This window comes from Kitasatospora sp. Root107, from assembly GCF_001424875.1.
Taxonomy (GTDB): domain Bacteria; phylum Actinomycetota; class Actinomycetes; order Streptomycetales; family Streptomycetaceae; genus Kitasatospora.
Genome location: NZ_LMCT01000072.1, coordinates 246,258 through 264,624 on the forward strand (window position 1 = coordinate 246,258; position 18,367 = coordinate 264,624).

An 18,367-nucleotide genomic window follows, 5' to 3' on the forward strand; every position below is an offset into this window, starting at 1 on the left:
CATCGACCGGATGTTCGGGGAAGATCAACAGTTGGGGCGTGCTGTCATGGGACAGCGCGCCCGCGTGCACCACCAGGAGTACGCCTACGCACCGCACGCCTACCGGCGCCCGAGACCGAAGGGGGACGCATGAGCCGGATCGAGTACAGCGCGGAGATCGCCGAGCTGCTCGGCCGGGTCCGGCGCCGTCCGACGGCGGGGTGGCCGTGGCGCCCCGGCGAGCAGGTGCCGGAGGGGCTGCCGGTCAAGCAGTCCTGGGGCTGGCTGTTCGTGCCGGACGGCCGGGTGCTCACCCTGGTCAACCCCCGGGACGGCGTGGTCAGCCTGCCCGGCGGCTCGTTGGAGCCGGAGGACGCGGGCGACCCCGGTGCGGCGCTGGCCCGGGAGGCGGGGGAGGAGGCGCAGGCGGTGATCGGCCCGGCGCACTACCTCGGCTACCTCTACGACCGGGTCGGCTCGGCCAACGGCGGCCACGAGTGCGCCCGGGTCCGGATGGCCGCCGCGCTGCGGGCGGTCGGCCCGACCGCCCCCGACCCGGCCTCCGGGCGGCACTACCGCCGGCTGCTGGTGGCACCCGGTCTCGCGGTCGAGCTGCTCGGCTGGGGCGAGCCCGGCCTGCGGCAGGCCCGGGCGGCGGTGGATCTGGCGGCCCGCAGGCTCGGTGTGCCGTCCGCCGCCGAAGAGACCATCGAGGAACTGCCCGCCGCCGGGCTGGCCTTCGACTGAGGCTGAGACTGCGCCTGAGGTACGGGAACTGACACCCCGTCGAACTGACGGTGCCACATGAGCGAACCCTCGCAACAGTTTTGGCATGGCCACTGTTGCTCGAAGCTACTCCCTGGTAAATAAAATGTGACCCGCGTCACTCCAGTGGAGGTACTCGTGCGCCCTGCTCGTGCCGTGTCCGTCGCCACCACGGCGATCCTGCTCACCCTGACCACCCTCTTCGTGGCCCCCGCGGCCAGCGCCTCGTCGGCCCGCTACGTCGCGCTGGGCGACTCCTACTCCTCCGGAGTGGGCGCGGGCAGCTACACCAGCGAGAGTGGCAACTGCAAGCGCAGCACCAACGCCTATCCGTACCAGTGGAAGAACGCCAACTCGCCCGCCGCCTTCGCGTTCACCGCCTGCTCGGGTGCGCGGACCGGCGACGTGGCGAACAACCAGCTCGGCCCGCTGGACGCCTCGACCACCCTGGTCAGCCTCACCGTCGGCGGCAATGACTCGGGCTTCGCCAGCACCATGCAGACCTGCGTACTGAACAGCGAGAGCGCCTGCCTGACGGCGGTCAACAACGCCAAGGCGTACGCGACCAACACCTTGCCCGGCCTGCTCGACTCGCTCTACGCGAAGATCCACGCGAAGGCCCCCAACGCCCATGTGGTGGTGCTGGGTTACCCGCACCTCTACCAGGTCGGCGGGAGCTGCATCTTCGGCATCGGCGACACCAAGCGGGCCGCTATCAACAGCGCGGCCGACGTGCTGGACGACGTGATCGCCAAGCGGGTGGCGAACGCCGGCTTCACCTATGAGGACGTCAGAAGCCGGTTCGCCGCCGGCCACGAGATCTGCGGCAGCAGCACGCTGTGGCTGAACAGCACGGTGCTGCCGGTGGACGAGAGCTACCACCCCAAGGCGGCCGGCCAGATCGGCGGCTACCTGCCGGCCTTCACCGCCGGAGTCTGATCCACCAAAGGTTGTGCCCTCTGCCCATCGCGGGCGGCAGAGGGCACAACCTTTTTTGCGGCTACAGCCCGGGGATCTGCCGGGCGGCGAAGGCCTGACGGACCGAGGCGGCCGCCTTGTCGCCGTACATGGCACGGGCGGTGGCGACGGTCGTCAGGGCCGCCGCGGTGAAGTCGGTGTCGGGCGCGAACGAGAACTGGGCGTTCACGATGATCCGGTCGGCGGTGCGGGCACCGAGGGCCTTACGGATGTCGTACAGCGCCTGGGACCAGATCTCCCCGTCGGCGTGCACCTCGCCGACCTTGTCCGAGTAGACCTTGCCGCTGTCGATCCGGCGCAGGCAGTGCGGCGTCGTGGAGGTGTAGCCGACGGAGTCCCAGTCGGCGACGCACGCTTCGGGCGTGTTGCGCGGCCAGCCGTACTTGGCGTCGGCGGCCAGGCCGACCGACACGGCGAGGTAGTCGCCCCAGGCCTCGCCGATCGAGCCGGCCTCCTCCGAGCTGCCGAAGCCGGGCACCTGGGCCTCGTGCACGGCGTGACCGTACTCGTGGACGATCACCTCGGCGTCCTCGGCGTCATCCACGCCGCCCTTGCCGAAGCGGATCTCGTCCTTCTTGTCGGTGAAGAAGGAGTTGTCGGAGCCCCACTGGTTCAGCCGGACGTTCTGCGGGCGGTCGTTGGCGCCGCGCAGCTCGCTGCCGAAGCCGAGGCTCTGCAGGTACTCCTGCGCCTCGTTGACCCAGAAGTAGGCCATCACCTGCTCGAACTGGTCGGCATTGCGGGTGTAGCGGAAATCGCCGGTGCCCGAGCGGGCGGGCGTGCCGGTCTCCGAGCGGACGACGGCCCAGCGGCCGGAGAGGCCGCCGGAGGCGTCCAGGTTGCGCAGGGCGACGGTCGCGTAGGCGGAGGCCGGGACGGCGGAGTCCGCGTCCTTTCCGTCGGTCAGGTTCTGGTCACCCGAGGACTGCACCGGGCTGACCATGAATATCCGCCCGGTGGCGGTCGCGGTGGCGGCAGCCGGGCTGTTCGCGGCGAGGGCGGGCGGGGCGGCGACGCCGGCCACCGAGGCGAGGACCGCGGTGGCGGCGAGGGCCAGGGTGAGGCGTCGGGGCGCAGGGGTGGAACGTGACAAGGCTCCTCCAAGGCAGGCAGAGCAGACGCCCGGTCGGGACGCGTGATGCTCGATGGGGGATCTTCCCGCACGGTGACGGCTGTGACCAGAGGGGTAGAGGCGACGGATACCCGCCGGCCTTCGACCAACGGCTGTGCCCTCTGCCCGTCGCGGGCGGCAGAGGGCACAGCCGTGCGGTCAGCTGGTGTAGTTACGCAGCCCGGCCACGGTGAGACCGGCCGCCGTGGCGTCGGTCAGGGCCCGCTGGAGGTCGCCGGCCAGCGAGTCGGCGAAGTGGAAGATCACCACGTCACCGGCCTGCAGACCGCCGTGGTAGCTGTTGGATGCGCCCCAGCTGTAGTCCGCGGTCGCGGTCAGCACGGTGCGCAGCCCGCAGTTGGCGGCCGCCTGCAGGGTGTCGGCGTTGAACGCGAAGTACGGCGGACGGAAGATGGTCGGCACCGTGCCGTACCGCTTGGCCGCCGCGTCCCGGGCGTCGCAGATCTCGGCCTGCTGCTCGGCGGCGGAGAGCGTGGTGAGGTCACGGTGCGAGACGCTGTGCGCCTCGACCGAGGAACCGGGGACGGCGGTGATCCGCTTGAAGTAGTCCGGCTCGAAGCCGGACGGCATCGGCAGCGGGAAGGCCGTCACCGGCAGCTTGTTGGTCTCGATGAACTGCGCCGCGTCGGCGGTGCGGGCCCAGCCGTCGTCGATGGTGAAGAAGACCACCTTGTCCTGGGTCGGCATGTTCCAGGTGGCCCAGGCCGGGGCGGGGGCCGGGCCGGTCAGCTCGACGTCGTCGGCCGAGAAGGCGCCCTGCTCGTACCAGCCGTGCAGGTAGAGCCGGACGGAGGTGTTGGTCGGTCCGGTGGTGAAGCTGGTGGTGAGCTTCTGCCAGTTCCCGCCGGTGGACTGCACCCAGGACGGCGCCACGTCGTTGCCGGTGCCGGTGGCACCGAGGAAGACGTAACTTCCGCGCACCCAGGCCGAGTAGGTGTAGGTGGTGTTGGGCCGGACCGCGAGGGTCTGGGCGCACTCGCCGTTGCTGTGGTCGCCGGCCGGAGTCACCGTGAGGGCCGAACCGCCGCTGTGCGCGGCGGTGTTGAGCACGGCCTCGCCGGTGGTGCACTGCCAGCCGGGAATCGAGCCCCAGTCCGCCAGCGGCAGGGTGGGGATCTCGAAGCCGGGGTTGGTGGCGAGGTTGACGGCCGGAGCGGTCTCGGCGTGCGCGGCGGGGACCGTGGCGCTCAGGACCGTGAGCGCCGTGCCGGCCGCGCAGGCGGCGAGACGGCGCAGAGTGGTGGACACGAGTGATCTCCTGTGGGGGAAGAACGCTGCACTCCCCTGAGGGCGGGGACGAATCGGCCTGCCGCACACATGCCGGGTCCCGGTGGCTGGTTGCGCTTTCCGGGCCGGGCCATACATTGGACTGGACCAGAGGGCCCGTCAAGACCGCTTCCGACATTGCCGAACCAGCCTGATCACGGGGATCAGCTGTGGTAAAGCTCCTCGATGTCGTCCGCGTAGTGCCGGACGATGGCGCCGCGGCGGAGCTTGAGGGACGGGGTCAGCAGGCCCTGGTCCGGGCCGAACTCGCGGGGCAGCAGGCGAAAGGCGCGGATCGACTCGGCGCGCGAGACGGTGGTGTTGGCGGCGGCGACGCCGCGCTGGATCTCGGCGTGCAGGGCCTCGTCCGCCAGCGCGGCCCAAGAGTCCAGCTGCTCGCGGCCGTTGGCCTTCAGCCAGTGCGCCAGCGCCTGCGGATCGAGGGTGATCAGGGCCGCCACGTAGGGGCGGTTGTCGCCGACCACCAGGCACTGGGAGACCAGTGGATGTGCGCGTACCCGCTCCTCCAGCACGGTCGGGGCGAGGTTCTTGCCACTGCTGGTGACGATCAGCTCCTTCTTCCGGCCGGTGATGGTGAGGTAGCCGTCCTCGTCCAGCTCACCGAGGTCGCCGGTGGCCAACCACCCCTCGTAGAACATGTCGTGCGAGTGGTTCAGGTACCCCGCGAAGACCGAGGGGCCGCGGACCCAGACCTCGCCGTCCTCGCCGATCGCCACCTCGGCACCGGGCAACGGCCGGCCGACCGTGCCGGCCTTGGGGCGGCCGGGCGGGTTGGCGGTGACGGCGGCCGAGGTCTCGGTCAGCCCGTACCCCTCGTACACGGCCAGGCCGACGCCGGTGAAGAACAGGCTGAGCTCGCGGCCGAGCATCGAGCCGCCGCACATCACCGTCCGGGTCCGCCCGCCCAGCACCGCGCGCAGCCGGTGGTACACCAGCCGGTCGTACGCCGCGTGCCGCAGTCGCAGCGAGGCACTCGGGCCGGGACCGCGCCCGAAGGCGCGCTGTTCCCGGGCGGCCGCCCATTCGATCGCCACCTCGGCGGCCTGGCCGAAGAGTTCGCCCTTGCCGGCCTCTTCGGCGGCCTCCCGGGCGCGTTGGTACACCTTCTCCAGTACGTACGGCACCAGGTGCAGGAAGGTCGGCCGGAACGAGGCCAGCGCGGGCAGCAGCGAGTCGGTGGTCAGCTCGCCGTGGTGGCCGAGCCGGATGTCGCCGCGGATCGCCGCGATCTGCACCACCCGCCCGTACACGTGCGCCAGCGGCAGCAGGACCAGGGTGGCGGGCTGCACCCCGCCGGTGTCCCGGACCACCTGCTCCCAGCCGGTGAGCAGTGCGTCCGCCTCGGCGGCCAGGTTGCCGTGGGTGAGCAGACAGCCCTTGGGGCGTCCGGTGGTGCCAGAGGTGTAGATGACGGTGGCCACCGAGTCGGGGGAGACGCCGAGCCGCTGACGGTGCACCAGCGAGTCGGGCAGGCCCCGGCCGTCCTCGGTCAGGGTGGTCACGCAGTTCTGGTCCAGCTGCCAGATCGAGGTCAGCTCGGTGAGCGCGTCGCAGACCGCGCCGACCGTCATGGCGTGGTCCTCGTGCTCCACCACGCAGGCCACCGCCTGGGTCTCGGCCAGGATCCAGCGCACCTGCTCGGCCGCCGAGGTGGGGTAGATCGGCACCGGAATGGCGCCGATCGACCAGAGCGCGTAGTCGAACAGGGTCCACTCGTACCGGGTGCCGGACATCACCGCGACCCGGTCGCCGTACCGGATGCCGTGGCTCAGCAGACCCTTGGCGAGCCCGAGCACCTCGTCCCGGAACCGCAGCGCCGTCACGTGCCGCCAGCCGCCGTGCTCCCACCGGTCCAACTGGACCAGATTCGGGGATCGTTCGGCGGTGTCGTACACCGAGTCGGCGAGCCCGCCGACAGCCGGGGCCGGCGCGGCCAGGCCGCTGTACTGCCGCACCCGTGGCCCCCCGTTCCCGTCTGCCCGAGCGGATGTCAGCGAAGCTACCGGATCGAAGCTGCGCTGCCCAGGGGTGGTGCGCCGGATCGCCGGATCGGCATGTGCCGCTCAAAAGCGCCGGACGGACAGAACTCCCTTTCCGGGCAATACCGGGAGGATCGTGACGGCTTCCGTCTGACTGTGCTTTCGACCCTTCGAACGAGTGGTCATGGAGTAGTAAGCTCACGCAGATCTCGGGCAGAGAGGTGTCCGGATCGCACCCGTCGCACCCCCTTGTCCGTGCTCTTCCCCGCACCGAGGACCCCATGCGTCTGCGCAGCAGCTCGATCCGCGCGAAGATGATCGCGCTGCTCATGGTGCCCATCATCGCGCTCACCGGACTGTGGGTGTACGCGACGCTGGTGACCACCGGCGACGTGTGGAACCAACTGGACGTCAGCTCCGCCTACCGGACCTTCGGCGTGCCGATCGACCAGTACGCCCGCGACGTGCAGGCCGAACGCCGGGCCGCCGTCATCAGGCTGGCCGATCCGGACGACAAGGACGCCCAGGAGAAGTACCAGCAGAGCAAGGCGATCACCGACCGCTCGCTGCAACTGCTGCGCTACCAGGCGGACTCCTCCGACGAGGCCAAGCTGGGCGGCGCCCAGCGGCTCAGGCTGCAGGACGTGCTGACGGCGGCCGACGGAGTCGGCGCGATCCGGCTCGAGGTGGACCGGCGGTCGAAGAACTGGGACCAGGTGATCGACCGCTACGCCGACCTGGTGCAGCCGGTGTTCGCGTTCCGGACCGCCTTCGTCAGCCAGCAGAGCGGCCAGCTGCCCCGGCAGGGCATGGTGCTGACCGAGCTGGTCCGGGCCAGGGAGTACCTCTCCCAGGAGGACGCGGCGCTCCGTGGCCTCCGGCTGACCCTGGAGGTGGCCAACCGCCCCGGATCCAGGAGCCCCAAGCCGGACAACACGATGTACCAGACCGCCCTGGACGCGCTGCACAACCAGCAGACCCTGTTCACCGTCTACGTGGCGGAGCTGGACGTGCAGGACCAGGCCGACTACCGGGCGGCCAGGAACAGCGACAGCATGGCGACCCTGGCCTGGGCCGAGGTGCAGTTCGGCAGCTTCCAGAACCCGGCTGAGCGGGAGGCCGCGCTGGCCCGGGTGCCGCTGGCCGGCTGGAGCACCGGCGCGGACCAGGCACTGGCCGAACTCTCCACCCTGAACACCCGGCTGGCCGGCCAGATCGGCGCGGTGGCGAAGTCCTACGCGGTCAACCAGCTGGTGCGCGGCGGCATCGCCGGCCTGGTCGGTCTGATCGCGGTGGTCGCCTCGGTGATGATCTCCTACCGGATCGGCCGCGGCCTGGCCCGCGAACTGATCGGCCTGCGGAACGCGGCACTGGACATCTCCGGCACCCGGCTGCCCGCCGTGATGCTGCGGCTGCGCCGTGGCGAACCGGTGGACATCGCGGCCGAGTCGCCCGAGCTGGAGTTCGGCCCCGCCGAGATCGGCGAGGTCGGCCGGGCCTTCAACCAGGTGCAGCGGGTGGCGGTCGAGGCGGCGGTCGAGCAGGCCGAGCTGCGCCGGGGTGTCTCGGCGGTCTTCGTCAACCTGGCCCGGCGCAGCCAGGTGCTGCTGCACCGTCAGCTCACCCTGCTGGACACCATGGAGCGGCGCACCGAGGACCCGGCCGAGCTGGAGGACCTGTTCAAGCTCGACCACCTGACGACCCGTATGCGCCGGCACGCCGAGGGTCTGATCATCCTGTCCGGCGGCTCGCCGGGCCGGGCCTGGCGCAAGCCGGTCCGGATGGTCGACGTGGTGCGCGCCGCCGTCGGTGAGGTGGAGGACTACGCCCGGGTGATAGTCCGGCCGTTCCCCGGCACCGGGCTGCTCGGCAGCGCGGTCGCCGACGTCACCCACCTGATCGCCGAGCTGGTGGAGAACGCGGCGGTGTACTCGCCGCCGCAGGCCCAGGTCACGGTGCAGGGTGAGGTGGTCGCGCACGGCTTCTCGCTGGAGATCGACGACCGGGGCCTCGGGCTGAGCGAGTCGGCACTCGCCGACATCAACCAACGCCTCGCGGTGGAGCAGGAGTTCGACCTCGCGGATACCGACCGGCTGGGCCTGTTCGTGGTCAGCCGGCTGGCCCGGCGGCACGGCATCCGGGTCCACCTGCGGCCCTCGCCGTACGGCGGGACGGCGGCGATCGTACTGATCCCGCGCGAGCTGCTGGCCGAGGCCCCCGACCTGCTGGCCGACGCACCGGCGGGACCGCGTCCGGCCGCCGTCCCGCCTGCCGGGTCCGGCCGGCCGGACCTGGTCGCGGTTCCGGCGCTGGGCACGGGCCAGGACGGTGGCAAGGGCCGGGACAGTGGCAAGGACGGGCCCACCGGCCACGGCGGGCATCGGCGCGGCGAGAGTGCGCCGGTGGGCGCCGACGAGCCGGTCCGCGGCCTCGGGCGCCCGGCGGGCGGACCACGCCCCTCGGCCGCCGAACCCGCCCGTACGCCGGGTGGGTTGCCGCGCCGCCGGTCCGGTACCGGGCCGACCCTGGTACCGGCCGGGAGCACCGGTGCCGGCAGCGGCACCGGACGGCACCGCCGGTCGGACAGCCCGCCGGAGGAGGGGCCGGTCCCGGTCCCGCCCACCGCGCCGGCCGGGGGGCTGCTGCCCCGCCGGGTCCGACAGGCCAACCTGGCACCGCAGTTGAAGAACGCGGCGACCTCCGACGCCACCGCCGAGCAGAGCAGCCGGGACCGTTCGCCGGAGGAGGCCCGGTCGGCCTTCTCCTCCTTCCAACGCGGCTTCCAGCGCGGGCGTGGCGACCGGTTCCAGCCCGCCTCGCTCACGGTCGTGCCGGACCAGCCCGAGCCCGCCGCACCCCCTGTGCCCGCCGTGCCCGCACCGGTCCCGCCGGTCCGCCGGCGCCCGGCCGCGATCCTGCCGGCGCCCCGGCCCCAGGCCCTGTCGGCCGGGCCGGCCCGATCCGTGACACCAGCTCAGCCTGTGACACCTGCTCAGCCTGCACCAACGGAAGGAACCGAATCATGACCGCAACGGCACAGCCGTCAGGAGACCTCAACTGGCTGCTGGACGATCTGGTGGGACGGGTCGCGGCGCTGCGGCACGCGGTCATCCTCTCCAGTGACGGTCTGGCCACCGGTGCCTCCCAGGGCCTGGAGCGCGAGGACGCCGAGCACCTGGCCGCCGTCGCGGCGGGCTTCCACAGCCTGGCCAAGGGGGCCGGACGGCACTTCCAGGTCGGCGGCGTCCGGCAGACCATGGTCGAGCTGGACGAGGCGTTCCTGTTCATCACCGCGGCGGGCGACGGCAGTTGCCTGGCGGTGCTGAGCGAGGCCGAGTCCGACGTCGGCCAGATCGCGTACGAGATGGCCCTGCTGGTCAAGCGGGTCGGTGAGCACCTGTCCGCCGACCCGCGCACCGAGTCCGTTCCGCCGGGGAGATGACCGAACGATGACCGTCGAGGACACCGCACCGGAGCCGAGCCGGACCGAAGAGCCGACCCAGCCGGCCTTTCCCGCCCGCCCGCCCGTCGAGGACCAGTGGTTCGACGACGACGCGGGGCCGATGGTGCGGCTGTTCTCGATGACCAAGGGCCGGACCAGGCCGGTCGAGGAGGGGATGTTCGACCTCATCTCGCTGGTGACCGCCGTACACCCGGACGAGAGCGAGGAGCCCGACCTCGACCCGGAGCACCGGGCCATCCTCGCGCTCTGCCGTCACGAGCCGCTCAGCGTCGCCGAGTTGGGCTCGTACACCGATCTGCCGGTGAGCGTGGTCCGGGTGCTGCTCGGCGACCTGCTGCATGCGGAACTTATCGCCGTCACCCGACCCGTTCCGCTCGCCCAACTACCGGACGAGCGCCTGCTGCGAGACGTGATCAATGGCCTTCGCGCACTCTGACGTCCAGCCCGTCCAGCCCGCCCAGCCCGGCCAGGCTTCGCCCTGGAGCGCGGTGGCCCTCAAGATCCTGGTCGCCGGCGGCTTCGGCGCGGGCAAGACCACCCTGGTGGGGGCAGTCAGCGAGATCCGCCCGCTGCGCACCGAGGAGCAACTCACCACGGCAGGGCAGGAGGTGGACGACACCTCCGGCGTGGAGGCCAAGCGGACCACCACGGTGGCGATGGACTTCGGCCGGATCGACCTGCGCCCCGGCCTCGCGCTCTACCTGTTCGGCACGCCCGGGCAGGACCGGTTCTGGTTCGCCTGGGACGAGCTGGCGGCGGGTGCGCTCGGTGCGGTGGTCCTCGCCGACACCCGTCGACTCGCCGACTGCTTCCCCTCGGTGGACTTCTTCGAGCGGCGCGGCATCCCGTTCGTGGTCGCGGTGAACTGCTTCGAGGGCACCGAGGTGTTCGCCCCCGGCGACGTCCGCGACGCGCTCGACCTGGACCCCGGGGTGCCGGTGCTGCTGTGCGACGCCCGCCGCCGGGAGGACGGCAAGGAGCTGCTGATCAGGCTGGCCGAGCACGCGATGGAGCGGCGCGGTTTCGTAGTCTGAGACGCCGTCTCGCCAGTTGGACGATTTGGCGCATTCGGCTTGCCGCCGGGGCCCGGGTCGTGGAACTCTCTTGGCGACAGTTCATCGCAGCGCCGGGGGGAGGTACCACAGCATGGCCGCAGCAGCAGTCCGTCCGAGGCTCCGCCCGACGGCCCACTCCGCCCCGGTGACACCGGACCTGACCATGCGTCGGTACATCGACCAGGCGCTCTGCTCCAGCGCCTGCTGTCGCTGACCCCGGGTCCGACCCGCACTCCTGCCGTCTTAGGTGCTCTGCTCCCGGCCACTTTCTTTCGCCGGGCAACGAACCGCCGGACGTGGACAGTCCTGATGTCCCGACCGTCGCACCAGCCTCAGCAGTCGTGCCCCGGCCCGCCCGGCGCGTCCCGGCCCACCGCCTGACCACCCGTCAGTGCCGGTGTCCCGCCCAGGTCGACGCGCAGACGACACCCACCATCCGTCACGCGCGAAAGAGCGGCATCATGTCTTCCTCCTCCACCGCCACCCTGTCCGCCCCCTCCGCCACCCCGCACCTGCGGGCGGTCCGATCCGTCTCGGCCCCCGTCGACCGCCGGCACCTCGCCCCCGCCACACCGCAGGCACTGTTCGGTGCGCTGCCCGAAGGTGCCACAGTGGTCGCCGCACTGCCCCAGTCCGCCATCCCGCAGGGCCTGTTGGCGCAGTACGGCGCCCAGTTCGGCACCACCGACGCGGGCAGCGGACCGCTGGTCGGCTACCTGGTCCTGGTCCCGGCGGCAGAGGCCCCGGCCGCCGTCGCTCCCGCTCCCGCACCCGCTGCTGCACCGGTCCGAACGGCGGGCAGGCCCTCGGCGCACGGCATCAGCGTCGACACCGAGCGCCGCAGCGCCCACGTCGACGGCAAGCTGCTCGACCTCACCTACCTCGAGTTCGAACTGCTCGCCCACCTCACCGAGCACCCGCAGCGCGTCCACACCCGCGACCACCTGGTCTCCGCCGTCTGGGGCTACGGCCACGTCGGCGACGGCCGCACGGTCGACGTCCACGTCGCCCGGCTCCGCCGCAAGCTCGGCGCGGCCTACCGCGACAGCATCGTCACGGTCCGCCGGGTCGGCTACAAGTACGCCCCGGTCAGTCAGTAGCGGGGCCAGCCAGGCACACACCAGGGCTCGGGGAACTGCGAGGAGATCCGGCGTTCGGGTCACGTACGAAAGTGCCTGACCACTTACGTACGGATCACCTTGCACGCGGTCGGCGTCGCAGTTCCCCGAGCCCCTGGTCTGACAGGGCTGACGCCTTGCCTAGCGGGTGAGCGCGTCGATCTCGGCGAGGTCCTCGATCGTGAGCGGGCCGGCCGCGAGGGCGTCGAGGTTCTGGTCGAGCTGGGCCACGCTGCTGGCGCCGATGATCACCGAGGCCACCCGGTCGTCGCGGAGCACCCAGCTCAGGGCCAGCTGGGCCAGGCTCTGGCCTCGGCGTTCGGCGACCTTGGCGAGGGCCCGCAGCTGGTCCAGCTTGGCTCCGGTCAGGGCCTCCTCCTTGAGGAAGTGGCCGACCGACATCCGGGAGCCCACCGGGACGTCGCCGGAGAGGTAACGGTCGGTCAGCAGGCCCTGAGCCAGCGGGGAGTACGCGATCAGGCTGGTCTGGGTCTCACCGACCGCGTCCAGGACGGCGTCCTCCACACCCCGGTCCAGGATCGAGTAGCGCGACTGGTTCAGCAGCACCGGCGTACCCAGCTCGCGCAGGATCGCCACCGCCTCGCGGTGCTGCTCCGCCGGGTAGTTGGAGATCGCCGCGTACAGCGCCCGGCCCGACCGTACGGCGGTGTCGAGCGCCCCCATGGTCTCCTCCAGCGGAGTGGTGGGGTCGTAGCGGTGCGAGTAGAAGACGTCGACGTAGTCCAGGCCCATCCGGCCGAGCGACTGGTCCAGGCTGGCCAGCAGGTACTTTCGGCTGCCGCCGTCGCCGTACGGGCCCGGCCACATGTCGTACCCGGCCTTGGAGGCGATGAACAGCTCGTCCCGGTACGGGCGGAAGTCCTGCGCGTACAGCGTGCCGAAGTTCTTCTCGGCGCTGCCGTACGGCGGGCCGTAGTTGTTGGCCAGGTCGAAGTGCGTGACGCCCCGGTCGAAGGCCCGGCGCAGCACCGCGCGCTGCACCTCCAGCGGCTGGGTGTCACCGAAGTTGTGCCAGAGGCCGAGCGAGATCGCGGGCAGCAGCACTCCGCTGCGGCCGGCCCGGCGGTAGGTCATCGAGGAGTAACGGTCATCGGCGGCGAGGTACGTCATGCCAGCATCCTGCCAGTCCGGCGCCCTGGACGGGACGAACGGCCCTGTCCGACCGACGTGCCACACACCTAAGCTGGCGCGACCACCCCGGGAGAGGAGTCCTCGGATGTCCGTCCGCCCCGACATCGCCGACCGGGCCGGCCTGGAGCTGCTGCTGCGCCGGTTCTACGGTGCGGCCTTCGCCGACCCGGTGATCGGCCCGTTCTTCGCCGGCACCGAGCTGGAGCGGCACCTGCCGCACATCGCGGACTTCTGGGAGCGGGCGCTGCTGCGGTCCGCCGAGTACCGCCGCGACCTGTTCGCCCCGCACGCCGTCCTGCACACCCAACAGCCGCTCGGCGCCCGCCACTTCGGCCGCTGGCTGCAACTCTGGACGGCCACCGTCGACGGCCTGTACAGCGGCCCGGTGGCCGACCGCGCCAAGAGCCAGGGCGAACGGATCTCACTGTCCATGCTCCGCCGCCTGACCGACGGCGAGACCGGTGGCGGCACCGGCGGCTTCGTCCCACTCTCGGCCGTCCTGCTGCGCAGCGGCTGACCCCAGGGCACAGCCCGGGCGGCGCGCACATCGCGGAGCAGCGGGAGAAAGTGCTCCCCCGGTCGGGGGAGGTCACCGGCGAGCGGCCCGACGACACTGGGCGCATCGTGACCAGGGAGTTCCTCTGGTCTCCGGTGATTCCCCAGGAGTTGACCCGTGCGTGAGCAGATCTGGCAGCGAATTCCTTCCGGTCGAGATGCGGTCCGGTCGGCCGTGGCGGTGGTGGCCGCCGGTGTGATGGCCGTGGGCGCAGCCCCGGCGCCGTCCGCCCCGGCCAGGCCGGACAGCGTCCAGCAGGGGCTGAACGCACTGGTGCGCACCGACGGCCTGCCCGCCGCACTGGCGAGCGTCCAGGACCGCGCGGGCCGCACCCGTACGTACACCGCAGGGGTGGGCGACCTGGCCACCGGCGCGAAGGTGCCGGCCGACGGTCAGGTACGGATCGGCAGCAACACCAAGACGTTCACCGCCGTGGTCGTGCTGCAGCTGGTCGGTGAGGGGAAGGTCGCGCTCGACGAGCCGGTCGAGACCTACCTTCCGGGCCTGGTCCACGGGGACGGGATCGACGGAAACCACATCACGGTCCGTCAGCTCCTCCAGCACACCAGCGGTATCCCTGACTACGAGGGCCTGATCGAGGAGTCCACCCTCCGGTACCGGTACTTCGAACCTCGCCAGCTGCTCGACCTGGCGCTCGGGCACAAGGCCGACTTCGCCCCGGGGAAGGGGTTCAAGTACAGCAGCACGAACTACGTGCTGGCCGGCCTGCTCGTCCAGCGCGTCACCGACCGCCCCCTCCCCGAGGAGATCGACCGGCGCATCATCAAGCCCGTCGGACTGCGCCACACCTACTTCCCGGCCGCCGGTGACCGGACCGTCCGAGAGGCCCACCCCCACGGCTACCGCAGCGACTCGGCGGGCGGCCCGCTGCGCGACTTCACCGAGCTGGACCCCTCCGCGGGCTGGGCGGCGGGGCAGATGATCTCGACCAACTCCGAGGTCAACCGGTTCTTCACCGCGCTCCTGGCCGGCCGCCTGCTGCCGACGGCCCAACTCGCCCAGATGCGCACCACCGTCCCGATCGGCGACAGCGGCGCCGGCTACGGGCTGGGGATCATCAGCAGGCCGCTGTCCTGCGGCGGCGTCTACTGGGGCCACGGCGGTGACATCGCGGGGTACGAGACCCGGGGCGGAGTCACCGACGACGGCCGCGCCGCCAACGTCGCGGTGACCGCCATCCCGGCCGATGCGGCGGGCACGGAGCACCTCGAGAGCGTCGTCGACACGGCCCTGTGCCGCTGAGCCACGCCGGGGCGCCCTCACACTTGGAGTCCGCTTGGAGCCTGCGGACGCCCATCGCATAGGCTCGGTGGCCAGTGCGGAAGTGGGCTCGGGGGAGGGCTGGTGCAGGGAGTGGGCACGGTCCGGATCAGGGTGCTCGGGGCGTTGGCGGCCGAGGTGGACGGGGTGCGGGTGAGCCTCGGGGGGCCGAGGCAGCGCGGGGTGCTCGGGCAGTTGTTGGTGGCCGGTGGGGCGGTGGTGGCCGCGGACCGGTTGGTCGACGGGCTGTGGGGTGGGCGGCCGCCGGCCAAGGCGGCGGCCTCGCTGCAGGCGTACGTCTCCAATCTGCGGCGGGTGCTGGAGCCCGCGCGAGGCCCCCGGGAACCGGCCAGGGTGCTGGTGAGCGAGGTGCCCGGCTATGCGCTGCGGCTGCCGGAGGCCGGAGCGCTGGACGCCCGGGACTTCGAGCGGCTGGTGGCGCAGGCCAGGGAGCTGCGGCGACCGGGACCGGTACGGGCGGCGCTGGAGCTCTGGGACGGCGAGGCGTACGCGGAGTTCGCGGACCAGCCCTGGGCGCTCCGGGAGGTCGCCCGGCTGAACGAACTCCGGCTCGGGGCCCGGGAGTTGACCGTCGCCCTGACGGTCGAGCAGGGCGACTTCGGCGCCGCCGTGCCCGAGGCGCTGGCGCTCACCGAGGAGTACCCGTTCCGCGAGGAGGGGTGGCGGCTGCTCGCACTCGCGCTGTGGTCGGCGAACCGGCAGGCCGAGGCGCTGGACGCGCTGCGCCGGGCCCGGTCCCTGCTGGCCACCGACCTCGGTCTCGATCTCGGGCCCGCGCTGGCCGAGTTGGAGTCGGCGATCCTCAACCAGCGCACCGAACTGATCGGCACTCCCGCGCCGGCGGCCGTACCGCTGCCGCCGCAGGAGCTGTTCGTCGGCCGGGCGGACGAGCTACGGGTGGTGCGGGAGGCGGCGGCCGAGGCGGTCGGCGGCGCGCGGGCGGTGGTGCTGATCAGCGGGGAGGCCGGTGCAGGGAAGAGCACGCTGCTGCGGCGGCTGCGGGCCGAACTGGCCGCCACCGGCTGGCTGGTGGCCTCCGGCCGGTGCCCGGAGACCGAGGGTGCGCCGCCCGCCTGGGCGTGGACCGAGGCACTGCGCGAACTGGCCGGGCAGGTCGACCCCGGGCCGGCCGAGGCCGAGGCGCTGGCACCGCTGCTGGAGGCCGAGGAGTACGCCGCGCGGCGGGGCAGCGACCCGCTCGCGGGCCGGTTCCGGCTGCACCGGGCGGTGGCCGGCTGGCTCCGCAGGGCCGCCGCCGACCGGCCGGTGGCCGTCGTGCTGGACGACCTGCACGCAGCCGACCAGGAGACCCGGGCGCTGCTCGCCGAACTCAGCACCGGTCCTGCCGTCCCCGGCCTGCTGCTGATCGTGGCGCACCGCCCCGGCGAGGGCGATCTCACGGACACGCTGGCCCAGTTGGCCCGGCTCTCGCCCCGGCGGCTGCCGCTGGCCGGCCTGGCCGAGGCCGAGGCGGGCCGGCTGATCGCGGCCGTCTGCCCGACGGCCGTGGACCGCGCGACGGTGGCCGCCCTGGCCGAACGGACCGGCGGCAACCCGTTCTACCTGCGGGAGAGCGCCCGGCTGTTGGCTGGCGAAGGCGCCCTGGTCGCGGTCACCGAGGTCCCGCAGGGGGTCGGCGACGTGCTGCGCCGCCGGTTCGGCGGGCTCCCGGCCGACACCGTCGAGGTGCTCAGGCTGGCCGCCGTGGTCGGCCGGGAGGCCGAGGTCGACCTGCTGCTGGCGGCCTCCGACCGGACCGAGGACCAGCTGCTGGCCGCCCTGGAGACGGCGCTCTCGGGTGGGCTGCTCACCGAACCCGGCCCCGGCGTGGTCCGGTTCACCCACGCACTGGTCAGGGACACCCTGTACGGCGACCTCAGCGGGCTGCGTCGGACCCGGCTGCACGGCCGGGTCGGGGCCGCCCTGGCCGACCTGAGGCCCGGTCAACTCTCCGCACTGGCCCACCACTTCACCCGGGCGGCGTCCACCGCCACCGCACAGCAGGCGGTGCAGCACTGTGTCCGGGCCGCCGAGGCGGCCGAGCGGCGCTACGCCCACGAGACCTGCGCGGCGCTGCTGCAGCAGGCGCTCACCAACCTCGAACTGGTCCCGGCGGGCGACGACGATCGTCCGGCCCGTCGGATCGAACTGCTCGGCGCGCTGCTCCGGGCCCAGGTCAGGGCTGGTGGCATCACCGCAGCCCTGGCGACCCGGCACACCGCCGTCGAGTTGGCCAGGGAGACCGGCCGGAACGACCTGGCGATCGCGGCCTGGACGTCCTGGACCGTGCCCAGCCCCTGGGTGGCGCACGCCTACGGGACGATCGACCGGAGTGCGGTGGAGACCCTGACGGGCCTGCTCGCGCTGCCCGACCTGACGCCCGCCACCCGCTGCGGCCTGCTCGACGCGCTCACCTACGAGCTCGACTGCTCCGGCAGTCCGCAGGGCTGGGCGGCAGCGGAGGAGGCGGTCGCCATCGCCCGTACCGAACGGGACCCGGTGCTGCTCGCCCAGGCGCTCGCGGCCCAGGCGCGGGTGCACGACTACGAGTTGGAGATCGAGCTGCGGGTCGAGATCGCCGCCGAACTGGCCGCCGTGGCCACCGAGCACGATCTCCCGGCCTACCACTGGCAGGCCGAGCACCTGTTCGCGACGGCCGCCGCCGTCCGAGGTGACCTGGTGGCGCTGCGCGAGCACATCAGGGCCGGGCTGCGGATCGCGGAGACCTACCACCTGCCGGAGCTGGTCGACGTCGGCCGCTGCCAGCTCGGCATGCTGGCCCTGATCGAGAACCGGCCGGCCGAGGCGGACGCCCACTACCAGCAGGCGCTCGACGGCCTGGTCGCCCGGGAGTCGCTGCACGCGGCGGGCTTCGGGGCGCTGCACCGGATCACCATGGCGATCCAACGGGGCACGCTGGGAGCCGAGTTGGCCCTGATCGAGCAGGCCGGTTCGGCGTACGGGGCGATCACCGAGGACGTCCGCGCGTTGGCCCTGATCGAGCTGGGGCGCCCGGCCGAGGCCCGGGCCGTCCGGGTGGTCAAGCGGTCCATCCCGCCGGACTACTACCGGTCGTTCTTCCTCGCGATCCGGGCGATGGCCGTGATCGCGCTGGACGAACGGGCCGAGGCGGAGGAGGTGTTCACCGAACTGCTGCCACTGCGCCACATGATTGCCGGCGCGGCCAGCACCTCGATCGCCCTACGCCCGGTCGCCCTGACCCTCGGCGACCTGGCGGTCTACCTCGGCCACCCGAACGCCGGCGAGCACTACCGGCACGCCGCCGCCCTGTCCCACAAGTGGAACGCCCCGCACTGGGAGGCCGAAGCCGTGGCCTTGTCAACGGCTGAGCTTCACTGACGGCGCTTCGGAAGACAGGGGCTCGGGGAACTGCGACGCCGACCTCCGGTGCGTGATCGCCGCGTAAAGGGTCAGGCACTTTCGCCTGAACCCGCACGCCAGGCACACCTCTACCGCGCCCGGGGTTGACCGCACCCGCAATTTGACCCCGTCCCGTGGCTGGCGTCGCAGTTCCCCAGTTCCCCGAGCCCCTGGGTGCTGCCTGGCTGAGCGAGGTTGCCAAGTGGGTTCCAAGTGGGGG

At 72.4% G+C, this 18,367-nt stretch carries 14 protein-coding genes; 10 read left to right on the forward strand and 4 right to left on the reverse strand.

Translation table 11 applies throughout. The features are described from left to right. Window positions 1-129: 129 nt before the first annotated feature. Both ASC99_RS34625 and ASC99_RS34630 read left to right on the forward strand, forming a co-directional pair. A complete protein-coding gene (locus tag ASC99_RS34625) occupies window positions 130-726 on the forward strand; it encodes a hypothetical protein (RefSeq protein ID WP_157531935.1) in 597 nt (198 codons plus the stop codon). A 156-nt stretch (window positions 727-882) separates the two neighbouring features. After that, window positions 883-1,683, forward strand: coding sequence for an SGNH/GDSL hydrolase family protein (locus ASC99_RS34630; protein WP_057239627.1), 801 nt, complete (start codon window positions 883-885; stop codon window positions 1,681-1,683). A gap of 61 nt (window positions 1,684-1,744) precedes the next feature. Here the strand turns inward: ASC99_RS34630 and ASC99_RS34635 are convergent, their stop codons facing one another. From ASC99_RS34635 to ASC99_RS34645, 3 genes are all read right to left on the reverse strand, one after another. Then, a complete protein-coding gene (locus tag ASC99_RS34635) occupies window positions 1,745-2,815 on the reverse strand; it encodes a M36 family metallopeptidase (protein WP_057239629.1) in 1,071 nt (356 codons plus the stop codon). Between the two features lie 177 nt (window positions 2,816-2,992). After that, window positions 2,993-4,102, reverse strand: a complete 1,110-nt coding sequence (locus tag ASC99_RS34640) for a polysaccharide deacetylase family protein (protein ID WP_057239631.1) — start codon at window positions 4,100-4,102, stop codon at window positions 2,993-2,995. A 182-nt stretch (window positions 4,103-4,284) separates the two neighbouring features. Continuing rightward, window positions 4,285-6,096: a long-chain fatty acid--CoA ligase gene (locus tag ASC99_RS34645; protein ID WP_057239632.1), complete on the reverse strand. Its 1,812-nt coding sequence runs from the start codon at window positions 6,094-6,096 to the stop codon at window positions 4,285-4,287. A 305-nt stretch (window positions 6,097-6,401) separates the two neighbouring features. Here ASC99_RS34645 and ASC99_RS34650 point away from each other — a divergent pair, with 305 nt between their 5' ends. The 5 genes from ASC99_RS34650 to ASC99_RS34670 all read left to right on the forward strand — a co-directional run bounded on the left by ASC99_RS34650 (window position 6,402) and on the right by ASC99_RS34670 (window position 11,738). Continuing rightward, window positions 6,402-9,146, forward strand: coding sequence for a nitrate- and nitrite sensing domain-containing protein (locus ASC99_RS34650; protein WP_057239634.1), 2,745 nt, complete (start codon window positions 6,402-6,404; stop codon window positions 9,144-9,146). Further along, the gene (locus ASC99_RS34655) at window positions 9,143-9,562 is read left to right on the forward strand and encodes a roadblock/LC7 domain-containing protein (RefSeq protein ID WP_057239636.1); all 420 of its coding nucleotides are present in this window, start codon (window positions 9,143-9,145) and stop codon (window positions 9,560-9,562) included. Before ASC99_RS34650 ends, ASC99_RS34655 begins: the two co-directional genes overlap by 4 nt. 7 nt (window positions 9,563-9,569) lie before the next feature. Beyond that, window positions 9,570-10,019: a DUF742 domain-containing protein gene (locus tag ASC99_RS34660; protein ID WP_082598874.1), complete on the forward strand. Its 450-nt coding sequence runs from the start codon at window positions 9,570-9,572 to the stop codon at window positions 10,017-10,019. Beyond that, complete coding sequence (locus tag ASC99_RS34665; protein WP_057239637.1) at window positions 10,000-10,617, forward strand: ATP/GTP-binding protein; 618 nt, start codon at window positions 10,000-10,002, stop codon at window positions 10,615-10,617. The genes ASC99_RS34660 and ASC99_RS34665 overlap by 20 nt, the downstream gene beginning before the upstream one ends. 482 nt (window positions 10,618-11,099) lie before the next feature. Next, on the forward strand, window positions 11,100-11,738 hold the full coding sequence (locus ASC99_RS34670; RefSeq protein ID WP_057239639.1) for a winged helix-turn-helix domain-containing protein: 639 nt from the start codon (window positions 11,100-11,102) through the stop codon (window positions 11,736-11,738). A 159-nt stretch (window positions 11,739-11,897) separates the two neighbouring features. Here the strand turns inward: ASC99_RS34670 and ASC99_RS34675 are convergent, their stop codons facing one another. Then, window positions 11,898-12,887 carry an aldo/keto reductase gene (locus tag ASC99_RS34675; RefSeq protein ID WP_057239641.1) on the reverse strand — a complete coding sequence of 330 codons (990 nt, stop codon included), beginning with the start codon at window positions 12,885-12,887 and terminating at the stop codon, window positions 11,898-11,900. Between the two features lie 106 nt (window positions 12,888-12,993). On the opposite strand from ASC99_RS34675, the gene ASC99_RS34680 reads away from it, so the two are divergent. The 3 genes from ASC99_RS34680 to ASC99_RS34690 all read left to right on the forward strand — a co-directional run bounded on the left by ASC99_RS34680 (window position 12,994) and on the right by ASC99_RS34690 (window position 18,126). Beyond that, window positions 12,994-13,425: a group III truncated hemoglobin gene (locus ASC99_RS34680; RefSeq protein ID WP_057239643.1), complete on the forward strand. Its 432-nt coding sequence runs from the start codon at window positions 12,994-12,996 to the stop codon at window positions 13,423-13,425. Between the two features lie 237 nt (window positions 13,426-13,662). Next, complete coding sequence (locus ASC99_RS34685; protein WP_057240020.1) at window positions 13,663-14,727, forward strand: serine hydrolase; 1,065 nt, start codon at window positions 13,663-13,665, stop codon at window positions 14,725-14,727. A gap of 102 nt (window positions 14,728-14,829) precedes the next feature. Then, the gene (locus ASC99_RS34690) at window positions 14,830-18,126 is read left to right on the forward strand and encodes a BTAD domain-containing putative transcriptional regulator (RefSeq protein ID WP_235502949.1); all 3,297 of its coding nucleotides are present in this window, start codon (window positions 14,830-14,832) and stop codon (window positions 18,124-18,126) included. The last annotated feature ends 241 nt before the right edge of the window (window positions 18,127-18,367 follow it).

Excerpts from the sequence above, each read along its gene's own strand:
- ASC99_RS34625 (WP_157531935.1), top strand. The coding sequence starts at position 130 with ATGAGCCGGATCGAGTACAGCGCGGAGATCGCCGAGCTGCTCGGCCGG.
- ASC99_RS34650 (WP_057239634.1), top strand. The coding sequence starts at position 6,402 with ATGCGTCTGCGCAGCAGCTCGATCCGCGCGAAGATGATCGCGCTGCTC.
- ASC99_RS34685 (WP_057240020.1), top strand. The coding sequence starts at position 13,663 with ATGGCCGTGGGCGCAGCCCCGGCGCCGTCCGCCCCGGCCAGGCCGGAC.
- ASC99_RS34665 (WP_057239637.1), top strand. The coding sequence starts at position 10,000 with ATGGCCTTCGCGCACTCTGACGTCCAGCCCGTCCAGCCCGCCCAGCCC.
- ASC99_RS34660 (WP_082598874.1), top strand. The coding sequence starts at position 9,570 with ATGACCGTCGAGGACACCGCACCGGAGCCGAGCCGGACCGAAGAGCCG.
- ASC99_RS34680 (WP_057239643.1), top strand. The coding sequence starts at position 12,994 with ATGTCCGTCCGCCCCGACATCGCCGACCGGGCCGGCCTGGAGCTGCTG.
- ASC99_RS34675 (WP_057239641.1), bottom strand. The coding sequence starts at position 12,887 with ATGACGTACCTCGCCGCCGATGACCGTTACTCCTCGATGACCTACCGC.
- ASC99_RS34655 (WP_057239636.1), top strand. The coding sequence starts at position 9,143 with ATGACCGCAACGGCACAGCCGTCAGGAGACCTCAACTGGCTGCTGGAC.
- ASC99_RS34670 (WP_057239639.1), top strand. The coding sequence starts at position 11,100 with ATGTCTTCCTCCTCCACCGCCACCCTGTCCGCCCCCTCCGCCACCCCG.